At 54.6% G+C, this 17,561-nt stretch carries 19 protein-coding genes; 13 read left to right on the plus strand and 6 right to left on the minus strand.

Annotated elements, in window-relative coordinates; all coding sequences use genetic code 11:
- Together KKD83_08280 and KKD83_08285 are read left to right on the plus strand one after the other, a co-directional pair.
- On the plus strand, nt 1–336 hold a 336-nt coding region (locus KKD83_08280), incomplete at its 5' end, for a hypothetical protein (protein ID MBU2536141.1).
- 78 nt (nt 337–414) lie between these two features.
- Nucleotides 415–1,116, plus strand: a complete 702-nt coding sequence (locus KKD83_08285; protein ID MBU2536142.1) for a vitamin B12 dependent methionine synthase — start codon at nt 415–417, stop codon at nt 1,114–1,116.
- A gap of 10 nt (nt 1,117–1,126) precedes the next feature.
- Here KKD83_08285 and KKD83_08290 read toward each other — a convergent pair whose 3' ends face one another.
- Both KKD83_08290 and KKD83_08295 read right to left on the minus strand, forming a co-directional pair.
- Entirely contained in the window at nt 1,127–3,268 is a 2,142-nt protein-coding gene (locus KKD83_08290) for a molybdopterin-dependent oxidoreductase (protein ID MBU2536143.1), read from the minus strand.
- A gap of 8 nt (nt 3,269–3,276) precedes the next feature.
- Complete coding sequence (locus KKD83_08295; GenBank protein MBU2536144.1) at nt 3,277–3,855, minus strand: flavin reductase family protein; 579 nt, start codon at nt 3,853–3,855, stop codon at nt 3,277–3,279.
- Nucleotides 3,856–4,199: 344 nt separating this feature from the next.
- Between KKD83_08295 and KKD83_08300 the strand changes: the two genes are divergently transcribed.
- A complete protein-coding gene (locus KKD83_08300) occupies nt 4,200–5,030 on the plus strand; it encodes an alpha/beta fold hydrolase (GenBank protein MBU2536145.1) in 831 nt (276 codons plus the stop codon).
- On the opposite strand, the gene KKD83_08305 is transcribed toward KKD83_08300, so the two are convergent.
- Complete coding sequence (locus KKD83_08305) at nt 5,027–5,845, minus strand: Cof-type HAD-IIB family hydrolase (GenBank protein ID MBU2536146.1); 819 nt, start codon at nt 5,843–5,845, stop codon at nt 5,027–5,029. The genes KKD83_08300 and KKD83_08305 overlap by 4 nt on opposite strands.
- Before the next feature lie 202 nt (nt 5,846–6,047).
- On the opposite strand from KKD83_08305, the gene KKD83_08310 reads away from it, so the two are divergent.
- Entirely contained in the window at nt 6,048–6,707 is a 660-nt protein-coding gene (locus KKD83_08310) for an MtnX-like HAD-IB family phosphatase (GenBank protein ID MBU2536147.1), read from the plus strand.
- A 61-nt stretch (nt 6,708–6,768) separates the two neighbouring features.
- On the opposite strand, the gene KKD83_08315 is transcribed toward KKD83_08310, so the two are convergent.
- From KKD83_08315 to KKD83_08325, 3 genes are read right to left on the minus strand one after another with little or no spacing between them, the layout of a single operon-like run.
- Complete coding sequence (locus tag KKD83_08315; GenBank protein ID MBU2536148.1) at nt 6,769–7,212, minus strand: DUF763 domain-containing protein; 444 nt, start codon at nt 7,210–7,212, stop codon at nt 6,769–6,771.
- A gap of 18 nt (nt 7,213–7,230) precedes the next feature.
- Nucleotides 7,231–7,467 carry a zinc ribbon domain-containing protein gene (locus KKD83_08320; GenBank protein MBU2536149.1) on the minus strand — a complete coding sequence of 79 codons (237 nt, stop codon included), beginning with the start codon at nt 7,465–7,467 and terminating at the stop codon, nt 7,231–7,233.
- A gap of 49 nt (nt 7,468–7,516) precedes the next feature.
- Nucleotides 7,517–8,665, minus strand: coding sequence for a hypothetical protein (locus KKD83_08325; protein ID MBU2536150.1), 1,149 nt, complete (start codon nt 8,663–8,665; stop codon nt 7,517–7,519).
- 117 nt (nt 8,666–8,782) lie between these two features.
- Here KKD83_08325 and nadE point away from each other — a divergent pair, with 117 nt between their 5' ends.
- From nadE to KKD83_08370, 9 genes are all read left to right on the plus strand, one after another.
- A complete protein-coding gene (nadE, locus tag KKD83_08330; GenBank protein ID MBU2536151.1) occupies nt 8,783–9,511 on the plus strand; it encodes an NAD(+) synthase in 729 nt (242 codons plus the stop codon).
- Nucleotides 9,512–9,601: 90 nt separating this feature from the next.
- The gene (gene recA / locus KKD83_08335; protein MBU2536152.1) at nt 9,602–10,612 is read left to right on the plus strand and encodes a recombinase RecA; all 1,011 of its coding nucleotides are present in this window, start codon (nt 9,602–9,604) and stop codon (nt 10,610–10,612) included.
- Between the two features lie 71 nt (nt 10,613–10,683).
- Nucleotides 10,684–11,343, plus strand: coding sequence for a RecX family transcriptional regulator (locus KKD83_08340; protein ID MBU2536153.1), 660 nt, complete (start codon nt 10,684–10,686; stop codon nt 11,341–11,343).
- 89 nt (nt 11,344–11,432) lie between these two features.
- Nucleotides 11,433–12,977 (plus strand): ribonuclease Y, encoded by a 1,545-nt coding sequence (gene rny, locus KKD83_08345; GenBank protein MBU2536154.1) that lies wholly within the window; start codon nt 11,433–11,435, stop codon nt 12,975–12,977.
- Nucleotides 12,978–12,986: 9 nt separating this feature from the next.
- Nucleotides 12,987–13,760, plus strand: a complete 774-nt coding sequence (locus tag KKD83_08350) for a TIGR00282 family metallophosphoesterase (protein MBU2536155.1) — start codon at nt 12,987–12,989, stop codon at nt 13,758–13,760.
- Nucleotides 13,757–14,611: a PHP domain-containing protein gene (locus KKD83_08355; GenBank protein ID MBU2536156.1), complete on the plus strand. Its 855-nt coding sequence runs from the start codon at nt 13,757–13,759 to the stop codon at nt 14,609–14,611. Before KKD83_08350 ends, KKD83_08355 begins: the two co-directional genes overlap by 4 nt.
- 20 nt (nt 14,612–14,631) lie before the next feature.
- Nucleotides 14,632–15,342, plus strand: coding sequence for a glycerol-3-phosphate acyltransferase (locus tag KKD83_08360; GenBank protein ID MBU2536157.1), 711 nt, complete (start codon nt 14,632–14,634; stop codon nt 15,340–15,342).
- Complete coding sequence (locus KKD83_08365; GenBank protein ID MBU2536158.1) at nt 15,342–15,827, plus strand: B-box zinc finger protein; 486 nt, start codon at nt 15,342–15,344, stop codon at nt 15,825–15,827. The genes KKD83_08360 and KKD83_08365 overlap by 1 nt, the downstream gene beginning before the upstream one ends.
- Before the next feature lie 28 nt (nt 15,828–15,855).
- Nucleotides 15,856–17,561 (plus strand): (Fe-S)-binding protein (locus KKD83_08370; protein MBU2536159.1); only part of this gene is annotated, 1,706 nt, incomplete at its 3' end.

Here is a 17,561-nt window from a genome sequence, read left to right on the forward strand (position 1 = left end):
GAGCGTAAAAATAAAGAAAGGGAACGGCTTGCCATTCAGAGGGCGAAAGATAGAGCTCGCACCGCCAGATGGGACCTGAATATCGCCATTTTTCTCTTTGTGGTTTTAATCATCGTTATTATCCTGCTCTTTCAGGGATTCGCCCTTGAAATCGTGGCGCCGGTGGCCGTTATCGGACTGGGCTTGGTCTGGCTCACTGGCTGGAGGCAGGGGAGGCAACTATTTGAGCGTTTCTGTGAGGAAGAGCTGTCCAAGCTGGAATATGAGCGTACCCTGAAGGTTGAGGAAACGATAGAGGAAGCGGTACGCAAGGCCATCCGCGAACGCCTGCGATAATACTGGAGGCAGGCCCGCATCTGTTCACCCGGATAAGTCCTCGTTTCAGGCATATCTCTTTTTTAAGGAAAGAGCACGATGGAAGTACTGAACAGCATCCCGATTGAGCTGAGCCTTGAAGCCGTTATAAAGCGGATGCGCCTCCGCAATAGAAGCGATAATATCCTGGGACAAATACGGGAAATGCTGGATATTGCCCGCCCTATCGCCAAACCCAAGGCAGTCTTCGATGTTTCCTACATTGAGAACAAAAATGGCGACTCAATGGAAATAGGCGGCGTCGAATTCACCAGTCGTGTTCTCAGGATTAACCTGGACAAAGTGGAGCGTGTATTTCCTTACGTCGTTACCTGCGGTCGGGAACTGGATGAGATCGACATCCCGTCCACGGATTTCATTAAGGGATATTACCTTGACCAGATAAAAGAGACGGCGGTAGTCCTGGCCCGACAATATGTTGAGGGCGACCTGAAGAAAAGATATGCACTGGGGCAGTTATCCCGAATGGCGCCAGGTGCCGGGGCCGGGGACGATTGGCCAATAACTCAGCAAAAGGGGCTATTCTCCATTTTTGGGGGAAGGGAAAAGGTTGAAGAGCTTATCGGCGTCAGGCTTACCGATTCTTTTCTGATGGTCCCAATAAAATCGGTATCCGGTATCTTCTTTCCCACCGAGGTCAGTTTTGAGAGCTGCCAGATATGTCCGCGGGAGCAGTGCATCGGGCGCAGGGCGGCCTACGACCCGGAAGTGGTGAAGAAATACCAACCTGAAGAAGCTTAACCCGTTTCCCTCAGGTAACTTTTTTTATTTCCACCAGGCAGCTATTGCAGGCGAAAGCCCCCCCGGGAGATGCCTGGTCCCTGGTGAGCACATTGACGCAGCCGCCGTGGTCGAGGCCGTCGCTGTCCGGCTCAAACCAGGCCCCAGCGTCCAGGCTGGCAACTCCCGGCATAATATGCTCGGTTACTTTAGCTGTGGTGAGAAGTTGCCCGCGGTCATTGTATATTTTCACCCTGTCGCCATCGGCGATGCCTCGTGACTGCGCATCGTTGGGATTCAACCAGACCGCGTCATTGGCCAGCGCATCCAGGCGAGGGATACCGTGCCACTGCGAGTTAACCCTGGCCTTGGAGTGGGGGCTCACCAGCTGAACGGGGTATTTGCTGACGATAGGGTCATCCCGGCCTTCCCAGGCTGGAATATATTTGGGGACGGGGGGGAGAAGGGGGTCCTGCCTTTCCGCCAGCTGCTGGCTGTATAGCTCTATCTTGCCAGAGGGGGTGGGGAAAGGATGATGGGCCGGGTCCTCAACCTGCTCTCTGAAAGCGACCCAGGGCTGGTCCAGAGGAATGGCGTGAACTCCTTCGCGTTTTAAAACCTCATATTCCGGGAGGTCTGGAGTGGCCGCGGCAAATTCCCTGAGCCAGGCCTCATCAGACTTATCATTGTAATCGGGCATACCCAGCCGGGAAGCCAGTTCGGCGAAAATGGCCAGGTCCGATTTCGTCTGTGGCAATGGCTCTATGGCCCTGTCCATGTGGATAAAGTAAGGTCCTCCGGTCCAGGGTTGTCCTATATCAGTACGTTCCAGTGCGGTCGTCACCGGGAGGATAATATCAGCATAGCGGGCCGTGGGGGTAAGAAAGAGTTCGTGCGCCACGATGAACTCCGGGCTCTGCAGTGCCGATACACCTTTATTGGTATTCAAAAACTGGTTCAATAAATTGCAGCCGACAATATACAGCAGTTTGATATCGTATGGATAGCCGTCAGCTTTCCCTTTTAATAAGGCATCATAAATATCGGTAACATGTACAAAATAGTTCGGGCTCTTTGATATGGGCAAAGTCCCGCCGAGGTTACCCAGGGGAATTCGACCGGTGCCACCGGCCGCGTAACCGCCGGTAATCCCGATATTGCCGGTCATGGCAGCCAGAGCGCTTGCCGCCCGGTGGTATTGCTCCCCGAAGGCCGTCCGTCCCGGTGCCCAGCTGGCGTAAAGAGTCGCCGGTTTGATGGTGGCGTAGTCCCGGGCCAGCTGCTTTATAGTTTCGGCGGGCACGCCGGTGATATTCTCAGCCCACGGGGGTGTTTTAGGCACACCATCTTCTTCGCCCATTACATAATCCTTAAATTGCTCGAAGCCGATGGTATAAGTCTCGATGAAGTGCTGGTCATAGAGAGCCTCATCAATCATGACGTGGGCCATAGCCAGGAGCATGGCGGTGTCCGTTCCCGGTATTATCGGAACCCACTGCTCGGCCAGTGTGCTCGCCGAGATAGTGTACCTCGGGTCAACGCTTATAATTCTGGCTCCCGCTTTCTTCGCCTGCGACAGGTGGTGGATGGTGTCGGGGCCGAAGCGGGTGACCACCGGATTCCAGCCCCACATGATTATCAATCTGGAATGGAGGAAATTATCCCGGCTGGTCCCGGTGAAGGTGGTGCCGTAAGTTATCAGCGAGGAGAAAACGGCTGCTTCCAGAGAGGTATTGCCCCACCAGGTGGTGCAACCTCCGAAGAGGGAGAAAAAGCGGCGGCCAGCTTTCTGCGAACCATGCAGGGCACCCTGTGACCCAGTGTGGTCCATGAGAAAAATGGCGCCGGTTCCGTACTTATCTTTAACTCTCCGGAGTTCTCGCGCCACGGTATCGAGCGCTTCTTCCCATGGGATTGGTTTGAATTCACCGCTGCCTCTTTCCCCTGCCCTTTTCAATGGCTGTCTGAGGCGATTTTCCGCGTATACGATTTCCTTCTGGGCCAGACCCCGGGGACAGGCTTTCAGGCCGGGCATCGGCCCTTCCCCGGTGTCGATTCGAGTGATTTCATCTCCGTCAACGTGTACCTTCAGGAGACAGCGGCCACCGCAGTCATAATCGCAGCTGGTGGTCACCACCCTGCTTCGGGAGTCTGAGCGGGCGTTTTTGGCCATGGCTATATCTATTTTTTGCCTTTTATTTCCAGGCCGATGCTGAACCCTTTGCCCTGGAGTTTACCAATGCTATGATACTGCCGGGACGGGTCTCCCAGATAGGCCAGCGGCTTCACTTTGTCCAGGTCAATCCTGCCGTCGGTGAGACAGTCGCTGGAAACGTGGACCTCCTCAATCCGGCCGACGTAGAGCGTATGGCTACCCAGTTCCAGGGAATGCAGAACGCTGCATTCAATGTTAATCGGACACTGTTCAACCATGGGCGCCGTGTCCAGCTTGCCATGGAACACGGTGAACTGGCAGTCCTTAACCTTGTCTACCTTGGCGCCGGAGGCAATGCCACAGTAGTCGGCTTCTTTTACCAGGTCGGCGGAAGGGATGTTGACGGAGAAAGTCCTGTTCTGCTCAATGCCTTTGTGGGTATGACGGCTGCCCCGTATGGCAACGGCTACCATGGGCGGTTCGGCATTGGCGATATTACCCCACGCCACGGTCATGAAGTTTGGCCTGCCATCGACATTGGCGCCGACCAGGAGTGCGGGCATCGGATAAATACTGGTTCTGGGACCCATTTGAACTTTGGCCATGTATATACCCCCTTAAAGTGATATTCGCTAGGTTTTGCCGGATAGGCTGCGATTTGAAAACGGCGACCTTATTCGGTTAAAATATATATTGGAAGGCGTTTTTAGCGCCTTTCTTTCTGTTAAGTGGAAAATCTCAAGCGTCTTCATTATACCATACGCTCGGCCGATGAACATTCGGCTTGTGCCATGTTCTTTAATGTTTGTTTATTGCCATTTTGTAAGAATTTTGTAAGCTTTTGTTAAGAATTTATGGTGGTGTTTTAATAAGTTCTTAACCTCTTTGTTCTATACTGGAAAAGGTAATGAATAACCGATAGTAATTATGGAGTATGGAAAGAGAATCGATGAGTAAGGAAACGTTTTCTGAAATAATTAACGACGATTCAGAAGGAGACAATCTGCGTCCGGAAAATGTAAAAGTGGGGCAACTTGATATCCACTATCTAACGGGCGGTGAGGGCGAACCCCTCATGGTGATTCATGGCGGTGGTGACAGTGGCCGTGCCTGGCTGAAAAATGCCGCCGAGCTCTCCAAGAATTACCAGGTCTATTTGCCCGACCTCCCCGGTTTTGGTCACAGCAAGGCGATTGATGAGGACTTCGACCTGTCTTCATACGTCACATTTGTCGAGGACTTCTCCCGCAGTCTGGGACTGGGGCACTTCCACCTCATCGGGCATTCGCTTGGCGGTGGCATTGCCCTGAACTATGCGCTCAAATTCCCGCATAAAATCGAGCGGCTGGTCTTGATAAGCAGCCTCTGCCTTGGCAGAGAAATTGCGCTCTGGTCCAGAATTCTGTCCCTGCCCATTTTCTATCGAATTGTGAAAAAGACCATAGTCTCTGTATTCAGGGCAATAGGGTGGCTGGTCAGGAAAATAAATTATCCGCTGGAAAAGGTAACTCCGCCCTCTCTCTTCAGAATGAGCATAGGGAAAAGCATAATGACCATAAAGGGGCAGACCACGGTCCTGGCAAACCAGCTTTCCGAGTTACTGATGCCCACGCTGCTCGTCTGGGGTGCCAAAGACCCCATTGTCCCCGTTCGCCATGCCATACTCGCTGCCGAGCGGATTCCCAACTGTCAGGTGCGCGTTTTTCAGGATTCCGGCCACAGCGTCTACCGGCATCGAATTCGTGAATTTTCCGACCTTATGGTGCGGTTTCTGGGCTAGAGGAACGCTTTCAGCGCTGCCGCCAGCCCGCTATGGTCAACGTCCAGGGTAACGTAATCGGCGACTGCTTTCACCTCATCCGCCGCATTCCCCATGGCGATGGCAAGCCCGGCCGTGGTCAGCAGTGAGACATCATTGGTGCCATCCCCCACAGCGATAACCTCGCTGAGTGGCACTTTCAGGTGGGCGGCCAGCTCTTCCAGTGCTTTCCCCTTGGAGACACCGGGCGCCAGGATGTTGATGAACTCGACATCGGGATAAGCAGGCGTTCTTGCCCGCGAAAGGTGGAGACGCTGGTCCAGTTGACTGCAGAAACTCACGGCCTTGGCTGTCTCCTCGGGGCTGGTGGGTACTACACCTCCCTTGAGGATTCTTTCCTGCTCCCAGACCTGATGGAAGTCGACCATGGTCGGGTAAACGCCAAAGAAATCGCGGTGGGCGTTGGTCGACCACGTCTCCCGCTCCACAAAGTAGTGCGTCACGGTGAAAAGCTCAAGGTCAACGTGGCACTGGTGGGCAACATCAATCATCTGCCTTACCAGGTCTTTGCCGATGGGGTTCACGTATATCTCTTCGCTGGAACCGGGGTGACTTATCAGTGCGCCGTCGAATGAAATGTGGTAGCTATCCAGTGAAAGCTCATTGATGATGCCCATGGTTGCTTGCAGGCCACGACCGGTGGACAGGGCGACCTGTAAGCCCGCTTCGCGGGCCTGGGACAATGCCTCCTTGTCGGTGTCTGAAATCGTGCCGTATCGATTTACCAGCGTACCGTCAATGTCGACTATTAAAAGTCGGTATGAATTATCAGTCAATCTGGTCTCCTTAATTTTCGTAGTGCCAGCCCGAGGTGCCGATAATGTAGTCGGTTGCCATGATGTCCAATACTCGATTTTATTCTAGCACCTCGTCAAATAGACTTCCACGCCGCTTTGATGGTATCTTGTATAGGGAACGCTATCGGCCATCTGGCACGCAGCAAAGCCCGCAAAATCATCACCAACCGCAGGAGAGCGCATGGATTCCACTGAAGCAAAAACGCTGGTTCAATGTGACTTCGACAACACCATCGCCGAGTTTGATGTGAGCTTTATGCTCCTGGACGCTTTTGCCGATGGCGACTGGCGGCAGATTTTGCAGGAATACCGCGAGCACAGGATACCGGTCGGCGTCTTCAGCCAGAGGACTTTTGCCATGATTAAAGCCGATGAGGCGACCATGCTCGACTATCTCTTTTCTGAGAACAGGGTGAATATCCGCCCCGGATTTAAAGAGTTACTGAACTTATGTTCGGAGAAAGGCTTTGGATTTGTCATCGTCAGCAACGGGCTGAAGTTTTACATCGAAGCTATCCTGAAACATATCGGCGTAACGGGTATCGAGGTGTTTGCTGCGCATACCGATTTCAGTCCGGACGGTCTCAATATCACCTATGTCAATCCCGATGGCCATCAGATAGTGGACAATTTTAAAAAGTCCTATGTGGAACTGCACCTGGGTCGGGGCTACCGCGTGGCCTACATTGGTGACGGGTATTCGGATATAGACCCGGCCAGTCTGGCCGACTATATCTTTGCCCGCGACGACCTGCTCAATCACTGCCTGAAGCAAAACCTGAAGTGCACGCCCTTCAACGACCTCAATGATGTGGTCAGGGGGCTGGAGGGGATAGCTTAAGTCCAATCTGTGAGGCTGGGCGCGCGGGATGTGGTTGGGACATATGAGGAATTTATTGGATCTATTCTTTTAAACTTATACGATTAAGCCGCCTCAGTGCCTCATCCTTCTCGCTCAATCCCAGTCTGGCTTTCTTGATTGCCTTGGAGAGCAGCTCGATGCTCTGGTCGTAGGTCTCGCGGTCCACGGGGTAGGGTATACCGTCCTTGCCGCCGGCGACGTACAGCCCGATGTCCCGCTCCATGCCCTTAACCGCTTCCTTGAGCGCACCGCAGAGCGTGGTGGTAACGCCGCTGCTGTGCCAGTCAAAGCCCAGCACGCAGCCCAGTGACTGGAACCAGTAGGGGTGGGAGAGTCGGTGCAGCATCTCTTCGGGGCCGAAATCAGCCACGATGGCCAGCGTGATTTCCCGCGCCAGTTTTATCATGCGCTGGAAAAGCCAGGGTGGCGCTTTGCCGTAATGGAGGGGGAGGTGGGCAATGCCGGTACGGGTGGGGACGGTCATGGTAGGTCCGCTTCCTCGCTAATAACCGCAGGTAGTGCAGCTGCTGGCACCGCAGCTGGCGCAGGAACTTCCGGTGCCGGAAATTCGAGACGTCTCACCGCTGCTGTCCCGGGACAGGGCAACGCAGGCCGACATTATTCGCCGGGCGCGGTTATGGCAGCGAGGGCAGGCAGCATCCTTGTCCGCCTCGCTGAGCGGCCTCATCAATTCAAAAGTGAGCTCACAATCAGAGCAGGTATATTCATAAATGGGCATACTTCATCACCTGCTATCCAGTTTACGGCTTTTCTGGTCTATGGTCAATTCAGTCTGCAGAAATGGGGTATTTGCCGTACTCCTTGGCCGCTTCGTACATGGCGAGGATGTTCGCTACCGGCACGTCAGGCTGGATATTATGCACCGCTCCTACAATATAGCCGCCGCCGGGAGCGAGGTCGCTGATGCACCGCCTGACCTCTGCTTTTACGTCGTCGGCGGTTCCCTTGGGCAGCACGGTCTGGCTATCGATGCCGCCCCAGAAGCTCAGCCGGTGACCGAACTCGGCGGCCAGCTTGCTGGAGTCCATATCTCTGGCGGCGACCTGAACCGGGTTGAGGACATCGACGCCAAGCTCAATCAGGTCCGGTATGAGCTTGTAGATGGAGCCGCAGGAGTGGAGATGAATGAAAGCGGAAGTGTGCTTCTTAACCATATCAAAATATTTTTTGTGGCGGGGCTTGAAAAGCTCCCGGTAAAGCTCCGGGGAAACGATAAGCCCATTCTGAAATCCCAGGTCTTCACTGAAAGCCACCACATCGGCCAAATCACCACCTGCTTTCAGGATTTCCGCGGCCACGGCGGTATTATGTTCCACGGCGGCATCAAATAGGGCCCCGGCCAGTTTTTTATCCACGGCCAGGTCAGTGAACCAGTCTTCAAAGCCGCGCACGAACTGGGTTGTGTGCACGAATGGCACCGGAAGACGTAACACGATGGCATAATCAGTGTTCTCCCGTAAGTATAAAAGTCGCTCCCGCAGCCCACGGGTGTATCCGGGGTCGGTGGGGTCAGGCCAGGGAAAGTTGATGATATCCTGAATGGTTATGGGTCCGGAGAGGGGACACTTTACCAGGTCATAGTAGAATGAACTGGGTGGCTTGCGGCGCACCACTCCATATTCGTCCTGGTAGCCGTCGTCCCCGACAGGGATAACTGGCTTGTTATCCGGCCCTCCTGGAAGTGCGGCGCGCAAGTCTATGTCCAGCGCCTGGAGGATAGGTTCATGGATGGCGGCCGTCTGCATCATCTTATTTATGATTGTATCCTCGGCATCTACGCCAAAATGGGCTTTCAGTTTTTGATATGTCGCGATATGGGCACTGGTACAGATGGTGCTGCCGAGATCAATGGGTACTCTATCCGGTTCCTGGTGGCTCAGTGCCCTGATAACTCTTTCGCGGTGACTTAACGCCATATCATCACCTCCCGTGCCGAGTATATAATAATCATTTTGAAAAGTATATCATCATTTTGACCGCTTAACCGTACCATAGTATACTGGCGATAACATGAAATCGCCCTGGAGGCATGGATGAATGTCGAGGATTTGGCCGAAAAGTTAATCTCGTGGATAAAAGACGAAGTAACGGCAAGAGGTTGCCCGGGAGTGGTGATTGGGATGAGCGGCGGCGTTGATTCCTCGGTGGTGGCGGTATTGTGCAAGCGGGCATTTCCGGAGAATACAATGGGCGTGATGATGCCCTGCCACAGTAACCCCGACGATAAAGCGCACGCCCAGACAGTAGCCGATAAATTCGATATTCCCACCGTAGAGGTGGTTCTCGATTCTATTTATGAGGCTTTCCTCAAGAAACTGCCCGAGTTTAAGGATAATCCAGAACTTAAACACCTGGCACATGCCAACCTGAAACCCAGACTGAGGATGATTACGCTTTACTATATTGCCAACCAGCTCAGATATATGGTGGTTGGTTCGAGCAACCGCAGCGAGGTCGCCATCGGCTACTTCACCAAGCACGGAGACGGTGGGGTGGACATCGTGCCGCTGGCCAATCTGGTCAAGGGACAGGTCAGAGAGCTGGCGCGTTACCTCGGTGTACCCGCGCCCGTTATTGACAAAGCACCCTCGGCGGGGCTCTGGGAGGGGCAGACGGATGAAGCGGAGATGGGGGTGAGCTACGAGGCGCTTGATGGATTTATTCTCACCGGTGAAGCATCAGAAGAGGTGCGGAAAAAGATTGAAACTATGATGAATAGCAGCGCCCACAAGCGCTCCCTGCCGCCGATGCCAGAATTTTAATCAATAATATTTTCACACATTTCATGACCCAGAACGATAAATTTTCCCTTGTTTTGTTAACATTTGTCTGCTATTATGTAAAAAAGGCAGATGATTACCGAAAGAGAGAAGGCTTTAGAGCTGGCGATTGGCCAGATTGAGAAAAGGTTCGGCAAAGGCGCCATCATGAAGCTGGGGGAGTCCGGGGGTATACCTCGCGTGGAAGCCATCCCCAGCGGCTCGCTGGCTCTGGACCTGGCCCTGGGTATTGGTGGTATTCCCAAAGGTCGCATCACGGAGATATTCGGTCCGGAAGCGTCCGGGAAGACTACCCTGGCCCAGCACATCATCGCGGAAGCTCAGAAACGTGGTATGGCTGCCTATATTGATGCTGAACATGCGTTAGACCTATCATATGCGGCACGTTGCGGTGTTAATGTTGCGGAACTGCTTATCTCCCAGCCGGATACCGGGGAGCAAGCACTGGAAATCTGCGAGGCGCTGGTCAGGAGCAGCGCCATTGAAGCCATCGTCATCGACAGCGTGGCAGCGCTGGTGCCCCGGGCTGAGATTGAGGGGGATATGGGGGAGCCGCAGATGGGCCTGCAGGCGCGTCTGATGTCACAAGCCCTGCGCAAGCTGGCGGCGGCCATTGGCCGTTCCGGGACAGCGGTAATATTCATCAACCAGCTCCGGGAAAAGGTCGGCATTATCTTCGGCAATCCCGAGGTAACGCCGGGTGGCCGGGCATTGAAGTTTTACAGCTCGGTGCGCATCGATCTCAGGCGCGTGGAGACCATCAAGCAGGGTAATGAAGCCATCGGAAACCACGTCAGGGCCAAGGTCGTGAAGAACAAGGTTGCCCCTCCTTTCCGCAATGCCGATTTCGACATCATGTTCGACCACGGCATAAGCAAAGAGGGCAATCTCATCGACCTCGGTCTGGAAATGGAACTGGTAAGCAAAGCTGGCGCCTTTCTCTCTTACGGCGATGTCCGCCTCGGGCAAGGCAGGGAAGCGGCCAGGCATTATCTGGCGCAGAACCTGGAGCTTGCCCAGGAAATGGAACAGAAAATAAGGGCCTCAGCCAATACCACTCATTTAGCCGTGCCCAGTGAATAAGGGCATTTTGCAATAACAGAAAACAGAATATCGTGGAGAGTGTAAGGCTGAGGCATATGGGCTTCAGCCTTATGTTTTTGAAGGAAAGAAGCAAGGTGAGCAGGATTACCGAACTCCGCACGGGGAGGAGAAAAGAAAAGAGAATAAACGTGTTTCTGGACGGAAGGTTTGCCTTCAGCCTGGGGGCTGAGGTTGCGGCGAAGGAAAACCTGCAGGTTGGCCAGGAGCTTTCCGTCGCTCAGGTCGAGGCACTGACCGGCAGCGACCAATTGCAACGCTGTCTGGAGGCAGCTTACCGCTACCTCAGCTACCGTCCGCGCAGTGAGTCGGAAATCAGAGAGCGAATGCAGCGCCGCGGCTTTGCCGTGGAAACCATAGACGCGGCGATTGCCCGGCTCAGGGAACAGAATCTACTGGATGACGAGGCTTTTGCTCAGTTCTGGAAGGAGAATCGGGAGTCATTCAGGCCGAGAAGTCGGTGGCTCACCAGCCTGGAGTTAAAACGGATGGGGGTAATGAACGACGTTATCGAGCGAGTGGTAGCCGGTATAGATGACGGTGAAAATGCCTATCGGGCGGCGCTTCAGAAGACGCGTCGCGGGACACCAGCCGACTATCCGAGCTTTAGACGCCGACTCGGTGACTATCTCCGGCGGCGGGGTTTTAACTATGAAGTCATCGGTCATACGCTGGAAAGGATATGGCAGGAACGCGGGAACAGTTCGGGATAGCTTATGTCTTGGTGAAACTCAGTAACGCAGCTGTCTTAAGCTGCCCCCGATAAACAAAAGTAAAAAGAAAAAGAAAAGGGGGTGACAGAATGGGATTGGATCTTATTGTAATTCTGGCAATATTCTTTGCCTTTGTCATTGGTGCTGTCTTTGGCGGTATGGCGGCTTTTATTTTCCGTCGGGTGATGTTCAACCGGCAGATACGCATTGCCGAGCGCAAAGCGGCCAAAATGATTGGCGAAGCCAGGGATGAGGCAAGTGTGGTGCTGAATAATGCCCAGGAAGAAGTGCGAAAGACCAAAGCATCAGTGGATACCGAATATCGTGAGCGGCGTTCCGAGCTGCAGCGTCAGGAAAACCGCTTGAGCCAGAAAATTGAAAACCTTGATAGGAAGCTCGAAGGCGTCGAGCAGCGGGAGAGAAACATGGGCGGCAAGGAAAAGGAAATCGAGTCGATACGTGGCCAGCTTGGCGAGCTGAGAGACAGGCAGTTGAAACAGCTCGAGCTGATTTCGGGCATGTCAAGCGCGGAAGCGCGCCAGCAACTTATTGATGCCATGCAGGTGGAAATGGAGCAGGAGACCTCGCGGCGACTTCGCGAGTGGGAAGCGAAGCTGAAAGAAGAATCCAATGAGAAGGCTCGGGAAATCCTCTCCCAGGCGATTCAGCGCAACGCCTCAGAAATCGTGATCGAGTCCACGGTGTCCGTGGTACCGCTGCCCGGTGATGAAATGAAGGGGAGACTCATTGGCCGTGAAGGGCGCAATATCAGGGCTCTTGAGCAGGCGACCGGTGTGGACCTTATCATCGACGATACCCCTGAGGCGGTTACACTTTCCAGTTTTGACCCGGTGCGCCGGGAGGTCGCCCGCAACGCGTTACAGAAGCTGATACTTGACGGGCGCATCCATCCGGCACGTATTGAAGAGGTGGTCGCCAAGGCGAAAGAAGAAGTGGATGCGGATATCAACAGTGCCGGAGAACAGGCAGCCTATCAGGTTAGCGTGCATGGGCTGAGACCGGAGATTATCCGGTTGCTGGGTCGTCTGAAATACCGCACCAGCTATGGTCAAAATTGCCTGGCGCACAGCCTTGAGACAGCCCATATCGCCGGGATGATTGCCTCCGAGCTGGGAGCCAACGTGGGCATCGCCAAAAGGGCTGGACTCCTCCATGACATTGGCAAGGCGGTCGACCGTGAAGTTGAGGGCACACACGCTCAGATTGGTGCCGACCTGGTGAAGCAGTGGGACAAGTCACCGGAGGTGGTGCAGGGCATTGCCGAGCACCACCTGGAGACGGATAACGTCAGCATGTGGGGTTTCATCATATCGGCGGCGGACGCCATAAGCAGTGCCAGGCCGGGCGCCCGGCGTGAGTCGCTGGAGAAATACCTGAAACGAATGAGAGCGCTGGAGGATATCGCCAACGATTTCAAGGGTGTGGAGAAGTCCTACGCCATTCAGGCCGGACGGGAAATCCGTATTCTGGTCAAGCCGGAGGAAATCGATGACCTGGGCGCGATGCGACTTGCCAGGGACATCGTGAAGAAGATAGAAGAGGGCCTTGAGTATCCGGGACAGATAAAGGTCACCGTGCTGAGGGAGACCAGGGCCATTGACTTCGCCAAATAAAGGACACTTATGTTAGTACTGGTAATCGGTGATATTGTCGGCCAGCCGGGCAGAAAGGCGGTGTATGAGGTTCTGCCGCAGCTGCGCAAGCAGTACCGGCTAGATATGGTCATTGCCAACGCCGAGAATGCCGCCGGTGGTTTCGGGCTGACTTCAGCCATTGCCCAGGAGCTTATTGAGGCCGGCGTTCACGTGATAACGTCGGGAAATCATATCTGGGCACAGAAGGATATCATTCCCAACCTGGACGGCGACATGTCGATTCTGCGTCCGCTGAACTATCCACCGGGAGTGCCGGGGAGGGGCTACCACATTACCGGGCAGACGATGGTGGTCAACCTGATGGGCCGGACATTTATGACTGATATCGACTGTCCCTTCCGGGCAATGGATAAGCTCCTTGAGGAAGTCAGGGACAGGCCACCGGTGGTTATCGTTGATTTTCATGCTGAAGCAACCTCGGAAAAAATGGCCATGGGAAGGTATCTTGACGGCAGGGTCAGCGCCGTTCTGGGTACCCACACCCACGTGGGCACCATTGACGCACAGATACTGCCCCAGGGCACGGCATATGTGACTGACATCGGCATGACCGGACCGGCCGATTCCATCATCGGTGATGACGTCGATTCAGTCCTGCGGCGTTTTCTCACCGGGGTGCCTCATCACCTGTCGGTGGGAAAGGGGAAGCCGACTTTAAATGCCATCCTGGTTGACGTAGACGAGGACAGCGGCCGGGCAAATAATATAGAACGCGTCTATCGGCAGTTGGAGAAGGCGTGAGCAAGGTTGACCTGCACATTCATTCCACTGCCTCGGATGGAAGGCACAGCCCGCAGGAAATCGTCCGCAAGGCGGCAGGGCTGGGTCTGGAAGTCATTGCTCTGGCCGACCATGACTCTGTTGACGGAATAGCACCGGCTCTTGAGGAAGCACGTAAATTAAACCGGCTCCAGTTCATTCCCGCCGTGGAAGTGAGCACAGATGTTCCCAGTGGCGAGGTTCATATACTGGGCTATTTCATCGATTACACCAGCGAGGAGCTCGCCGCAGCGCTGGAGCGGTTTCGGTATTCCCGTGAAGGACGGGCGCAGGGTATGGTGGCCAAGCTTGCTGAGCTTGGAATCCAAATAAACTGGGAGCGCGTTCGGGAAATCGCTGGTGAGGGGGCTATCGGCCGGCCACACATCGCGCAGGCGATGCTGGAAAAGGGATATATCAGCTCTATAAAAGAAGCGTTTGATAAATATATCGCACGTGATGGCCCGGCCTACGTGGAGCGGGATAAGATGACCCCGGTGGAGGCGGTACAGCTGATATTGCGCAGCCGTGGCATACCGGTGATGGCGCACCCATCTACCGTCCCGGAACCGGAAGCTATGATTGTGGAACTGAAAGCTGCCGGAATGGTGGGCATTGAAGCCTATTACAATAATTATATGAATGAAGAGATTGGCAATTTAGTTGCTCTGGCGAAAAACCACGGGCTGATTATTACCGGGGGCAGTGACTATCATGGTCTGGATGAGAACCATGAGACCCTGATGGGTGGGGTGGAGGTACCCATGGAGGCGGTAAACAGGCTGATTGCACGGGCCGAGCCAAAAATGGTAAAGTTAGCCTATTTAAAATAAGTCAGTCCTGCGGAGAGCCTATGGCTATCTGGTTTGCCTTAATACTTGCGGCCTATCTTCTGGGTTCAGTCCCTGTAGCGTACCTCACGGCCAGGGTTGCCCGTGGCATAGATATAAGGCAGTACGGAACGGGACAGTCCGGTGGCGGCAACCTCTGGCGGATGACCTCCTGGAAACTCGGTATACCGGTGGGTGCTTTTGACCTGGGCAAGGGGATGGCGATGGTCTGGGTGGCGCAGATTCTGGGGCTGAGCGTGGCCCAGCAGCTGGTGGTGGGTGCGGCGGCGGTTGTGGGGCATAACTGGTCTGTCTTCCTCCGCTTCGGTGGTGGTCGAGGTATCGCTACCTCAATGGGGGTTGTCTTGATTATCCCGATAATCAATGAAATGACGCCCTGGCCGACAATCACCTGTTTCGCCTTTCTGGCCACGGGTTTTGTCATATTGCGAAGCTCACCGCTGCCGGTGCTGGCAAGTGTTACTTCGTTGCCAATCGTCAGCGCCATTTGCGAACCGCTAACGACAACGCTGGGATTCTTAGCCATCTTTTTAATGGTGGTGGTAAAGCGCCTGGCGGGGCCTGGAGCGACTGAAGCTGCCGCAATCAGCAAAAAGAGGATGCTGCTGAACCGCCTGCTTTTTGACCGTGACATCATGGACCGAAAAACCTGGATGTACCGGCGCCCTTTCAAGGCGAAGGATATAGAGGAATTAAGCGAAGAGATTGACTGATGAAGTGCGCGGCTCATCCCAGAGTGGAAACCAACCTGCGTTGTGGCAAATGCGGTAAGCCGATATGCCCCAAGTGCATGGTGCAGACGCCGGTGGGTGCCCGGTGCCCGGAATGCGCCCGGTTATATAAATTGCCCACTTACCGCGTCTCCACTGCATATTACCTCAGAGCTGCCGGTACGGCGCTGGGCATGGCAATTGTCTGCGGCGTAATCTGGGGAGTGGTCAGTCGATTTTTACCGTTCTTCTTTTTAAACCTGCTGCTCGGCGCCGGTGTTGGCTATGCAATCGGTGAAGTGGTCAGCCTGGCCGTCAACCGGAAGCGTGGTCGGGGACTGGCGGCAGTGGCCGGCGCGGGCGTGGCCATAAGTTACCTGGTCAGTATCCTTCTGTTCTTCAGCCTTCCTTTTGGTCTGTTCCCTATACTCCTTGCTCTGGCATCGGTAGCACTCGGTATTTTTATCGCCGTTACCCGCCTGCGATGATTAATTCTTACCCAGGAAAGGGATAAATATGGAGCCGACCCGGGAAGTATTCTGGAACATTCAACTCGGTGTTATTATCGATGTGCTGGCTGCGGTGGCGGTCGGCATTTTTATATATGCATTCTACCGCCGGGTAAGGCTCTGGCGAATCGGCCGACCGGATGACCGGCTTCATCCTCTGGGGAGAAGAATTCGGGCACTTATTAAATACAAGATAGTCCACCTTCTGCTGCACGGCAAATTCTTCGGCGTGACCAGGGGGCTGCGTTTCCGAGAACTGTACCCGGGTATAATCCACCTCCTCATTTTTTCCGGATGTATCGTCCTGTTCATCGGAACGGTGCTGGTGGCGGCGAGCCATTATTTTTATGAATTCCTTGAAGGAGGCGTTTATCTCGGCTTCTCGCTGGTCCTAGATATCTTTGGTCTGTTGCTCATTATCGGTATCATTCTGGCCATGTACCGGCGCTATATTCAGAAACCGGACCGACTGGACAACCGGATGGAAGACCTGATGGCCCTGCTGCTGCTTCTCATCCTGGCGGTCAGCGGCTTCGTCGTTGAAGGGCTGCGCATTGCCGCCACCGAGCTGAAGACCAGTCCGGACTGGGCGGTGTGGTCGCCTGGAGGCTACGTCCTGGCTCTGGGCTTCAGCGGACTACAGCAATCGACGTTGCTTCTGTGGCACCAGCTCGCCTGGTGGCTTCATACCTTGCTGGCAATCGGTGCCATAATTTATGTATCGCTGACATGGAACCGGTTGTGGCACATAATCGTTTCGCCCATCAACGTCTTTTTCCGCAACCTGGGACCGCGTGGGGCTCTGGTGCCGATTGACCTGGAGGCAACGGAGACCTTCGGCGTGGACCGTATCCAGAATTTCACCTGGAAACACCTGCTGGACCTTGACGCCTGCACGCGCTGCGGACGCTGCCAGGACAGCTGTCCCGCTTACCTGAGCGGGAAGCCCCTCAGCCCGAAAAAGGTTATCCAGGACCTGAGGGGACACCTGCTGGAGCGGGCGCCGGTGTTACGGAAACGGAAGGCTGAAACGGAAAATCCGGGAGATAAAGGGCAGGCGATGATTGGCGAGGTGATAGGCGAGGATGAAATATGGAACTGCACCACCTGTTATGCCTGCCAGGAGGTCTGCCCGGTATACGTTGAGCCGATGGTCAAGCTCATTGAGATGAGGAGAAACCTGGTGATGGAGCAGGCATCCATTCCGGAGACCGGCGAAGGCGCCCTGAAATGCCTTGAGGCCAGGGGCCATCCGTGGCGGGGAACGACCATGAGCCGCACCGACTGGGCAGAGGGACTTGAGGTGAAAGCGCTTGCTGACGTGGGCGACGTTGACGTGCTGTTCTGGGTCGGCTGCACCGAGGCTTTAGAGGAGAGAAGCACCCGGGTGGCGCAGGCTATTGCCCAAATTTTGAAAACGGCCGGCGTGAACTTCGGCATCCTGGGTGCTGAAGAGGTGTGCTGTGGCGACCCGGCACGCCGGCTGGGAAACGAATACCTTTTCCAGATTCAAGCGCAGCAGAACATCGAAATACTGAACAACTACGGCATTAAGAAGATAGTCACCGGCTGTCCCCACTGCTACAACACACTGAAACACGAGTATCCACAATTCGGCGGCGATTTCGAAGTTGTCCATCATACCGAACTTATTGCCGGTCTCATCAAGGAAGGCAAGCTGCAGGGTATTAAAGAAATGAATGGCGTGGTGAC

It is taken from the genome of Chloroflexota bacterium (genome assembly GCA_018829775.1).
In the GTDB taxonomy this organism is placed as follows: Bacteria; Chloroflexota; Dehalococcoidia; order Dehalococcoidales; family RBG-16-60-22; genus E44-bin89.

Excerpts from the sequence above, each read along its gene's own strand:
- KKD83_08360 (MBU2536157.1), top strand. The coding sequence starts at position 14,632 with ATGGCTATCTGGTTTGCCTTAATACTTGCGGCCTATCTTCTGGGTTCA.
- KKD83_08310 (MBU2536147.1), top strand. The coding sequence starts at position 6,048 with ATGGATTCCACTGAAGCAAAAACGCTGGTTCAATGTGACTTCGACAAC.
- nadE (MBU2536151.1), top strand. The coding sequence starts at position 8,783 with ATGAATGTCGAGGATTTGGCCGAAAAGTTAATCTCGTGGATAAAAGAC.
- KKD83_08285 (MBU2536142.1), top strand. The coding sequence starts at position 415 with ATGGAAGTACTGAACAGCATCCCGATTGAGCTGAGCCTTGAAGCCGTT.
- KKD83_08300 (MBU2536145.1), top strand. The coding sequence starts at position 4,200 with ATGAGTAAGGAAACGTTTTCTGAAATAATTAACGACGATTCAGAAGGA.
- recA (MBU2536152.1), top strand. The coding sequence starts at position 9,602 with ATGATTACCGAAAGAGAGAAGGCTTTAGAGCTGGCGATTGGCCAGATT.
- KKD83_08290 (MBU2536143.1), bottom strand. The coding sequence starts at position 3,268 with ATGGCCAAAAACGCCCGCTCAGACTCCCGAAGCAGGGTGGTGACCACC.
- KKD83_08365 (MBU2536158.1), top strand. The coding sequence starts at position 15,342 with ATGAAGTGCGCGGCTCATCCCAGAGTGGAAACCAACCTGCGTTGTGGC.
- KKD83_08325 (MBU2536150.1), bottom strand. The coding sequence starts at position 8,665 with ATGGCGTTAAGTCACCGCGAAAGAGTTATCAGGGCACTGAGCCACCAG.
- KKD83_08315 (MBU2536148.1), bottom strand. The coding sequence starts at position 7,212 with ATGACCGTCCCCACCCGTACCGGCATTGCCCACCTCCCCCTCCATTAC.
- KKD83_08320 (MBU2536149.1), bottom strand. The coding sequence starts at position 7,467 with ATGCCCATTTATGAATATACCTGCTCTGATTGTGAGCTCACTTTTGAA.
- KKD83_08295 (MBU2536144.1), bottom strand. The coding sequence starts at position 3,855 with ATGGCCAAAGTTCAAATGGGTCCCAGAACCAGTATTTATCCGATGCCC.
- KKD83_08340 (MBU2536153.1), top strand. The coding sequence starts at position 10,684 with ATGTTTTTGAAGGAAAGAAGCAAGGTGAGCAGGATTACCGAACTCCGC.
- KKD83_08350 (MBU2536155.1), top strand. The coding sequence starts at position 12,987 with ATGTTAGTACTGGTAATCGGTGATATTGTCGGCCAGCCGGGCAGAAAG.
- rny (MBU2536154.1), top strand. The coding sequence starts at position 11,433 with ATGGGATTGGATCTTATTGTAATTCTGGCAATATTCTTTGCCTTTGTC.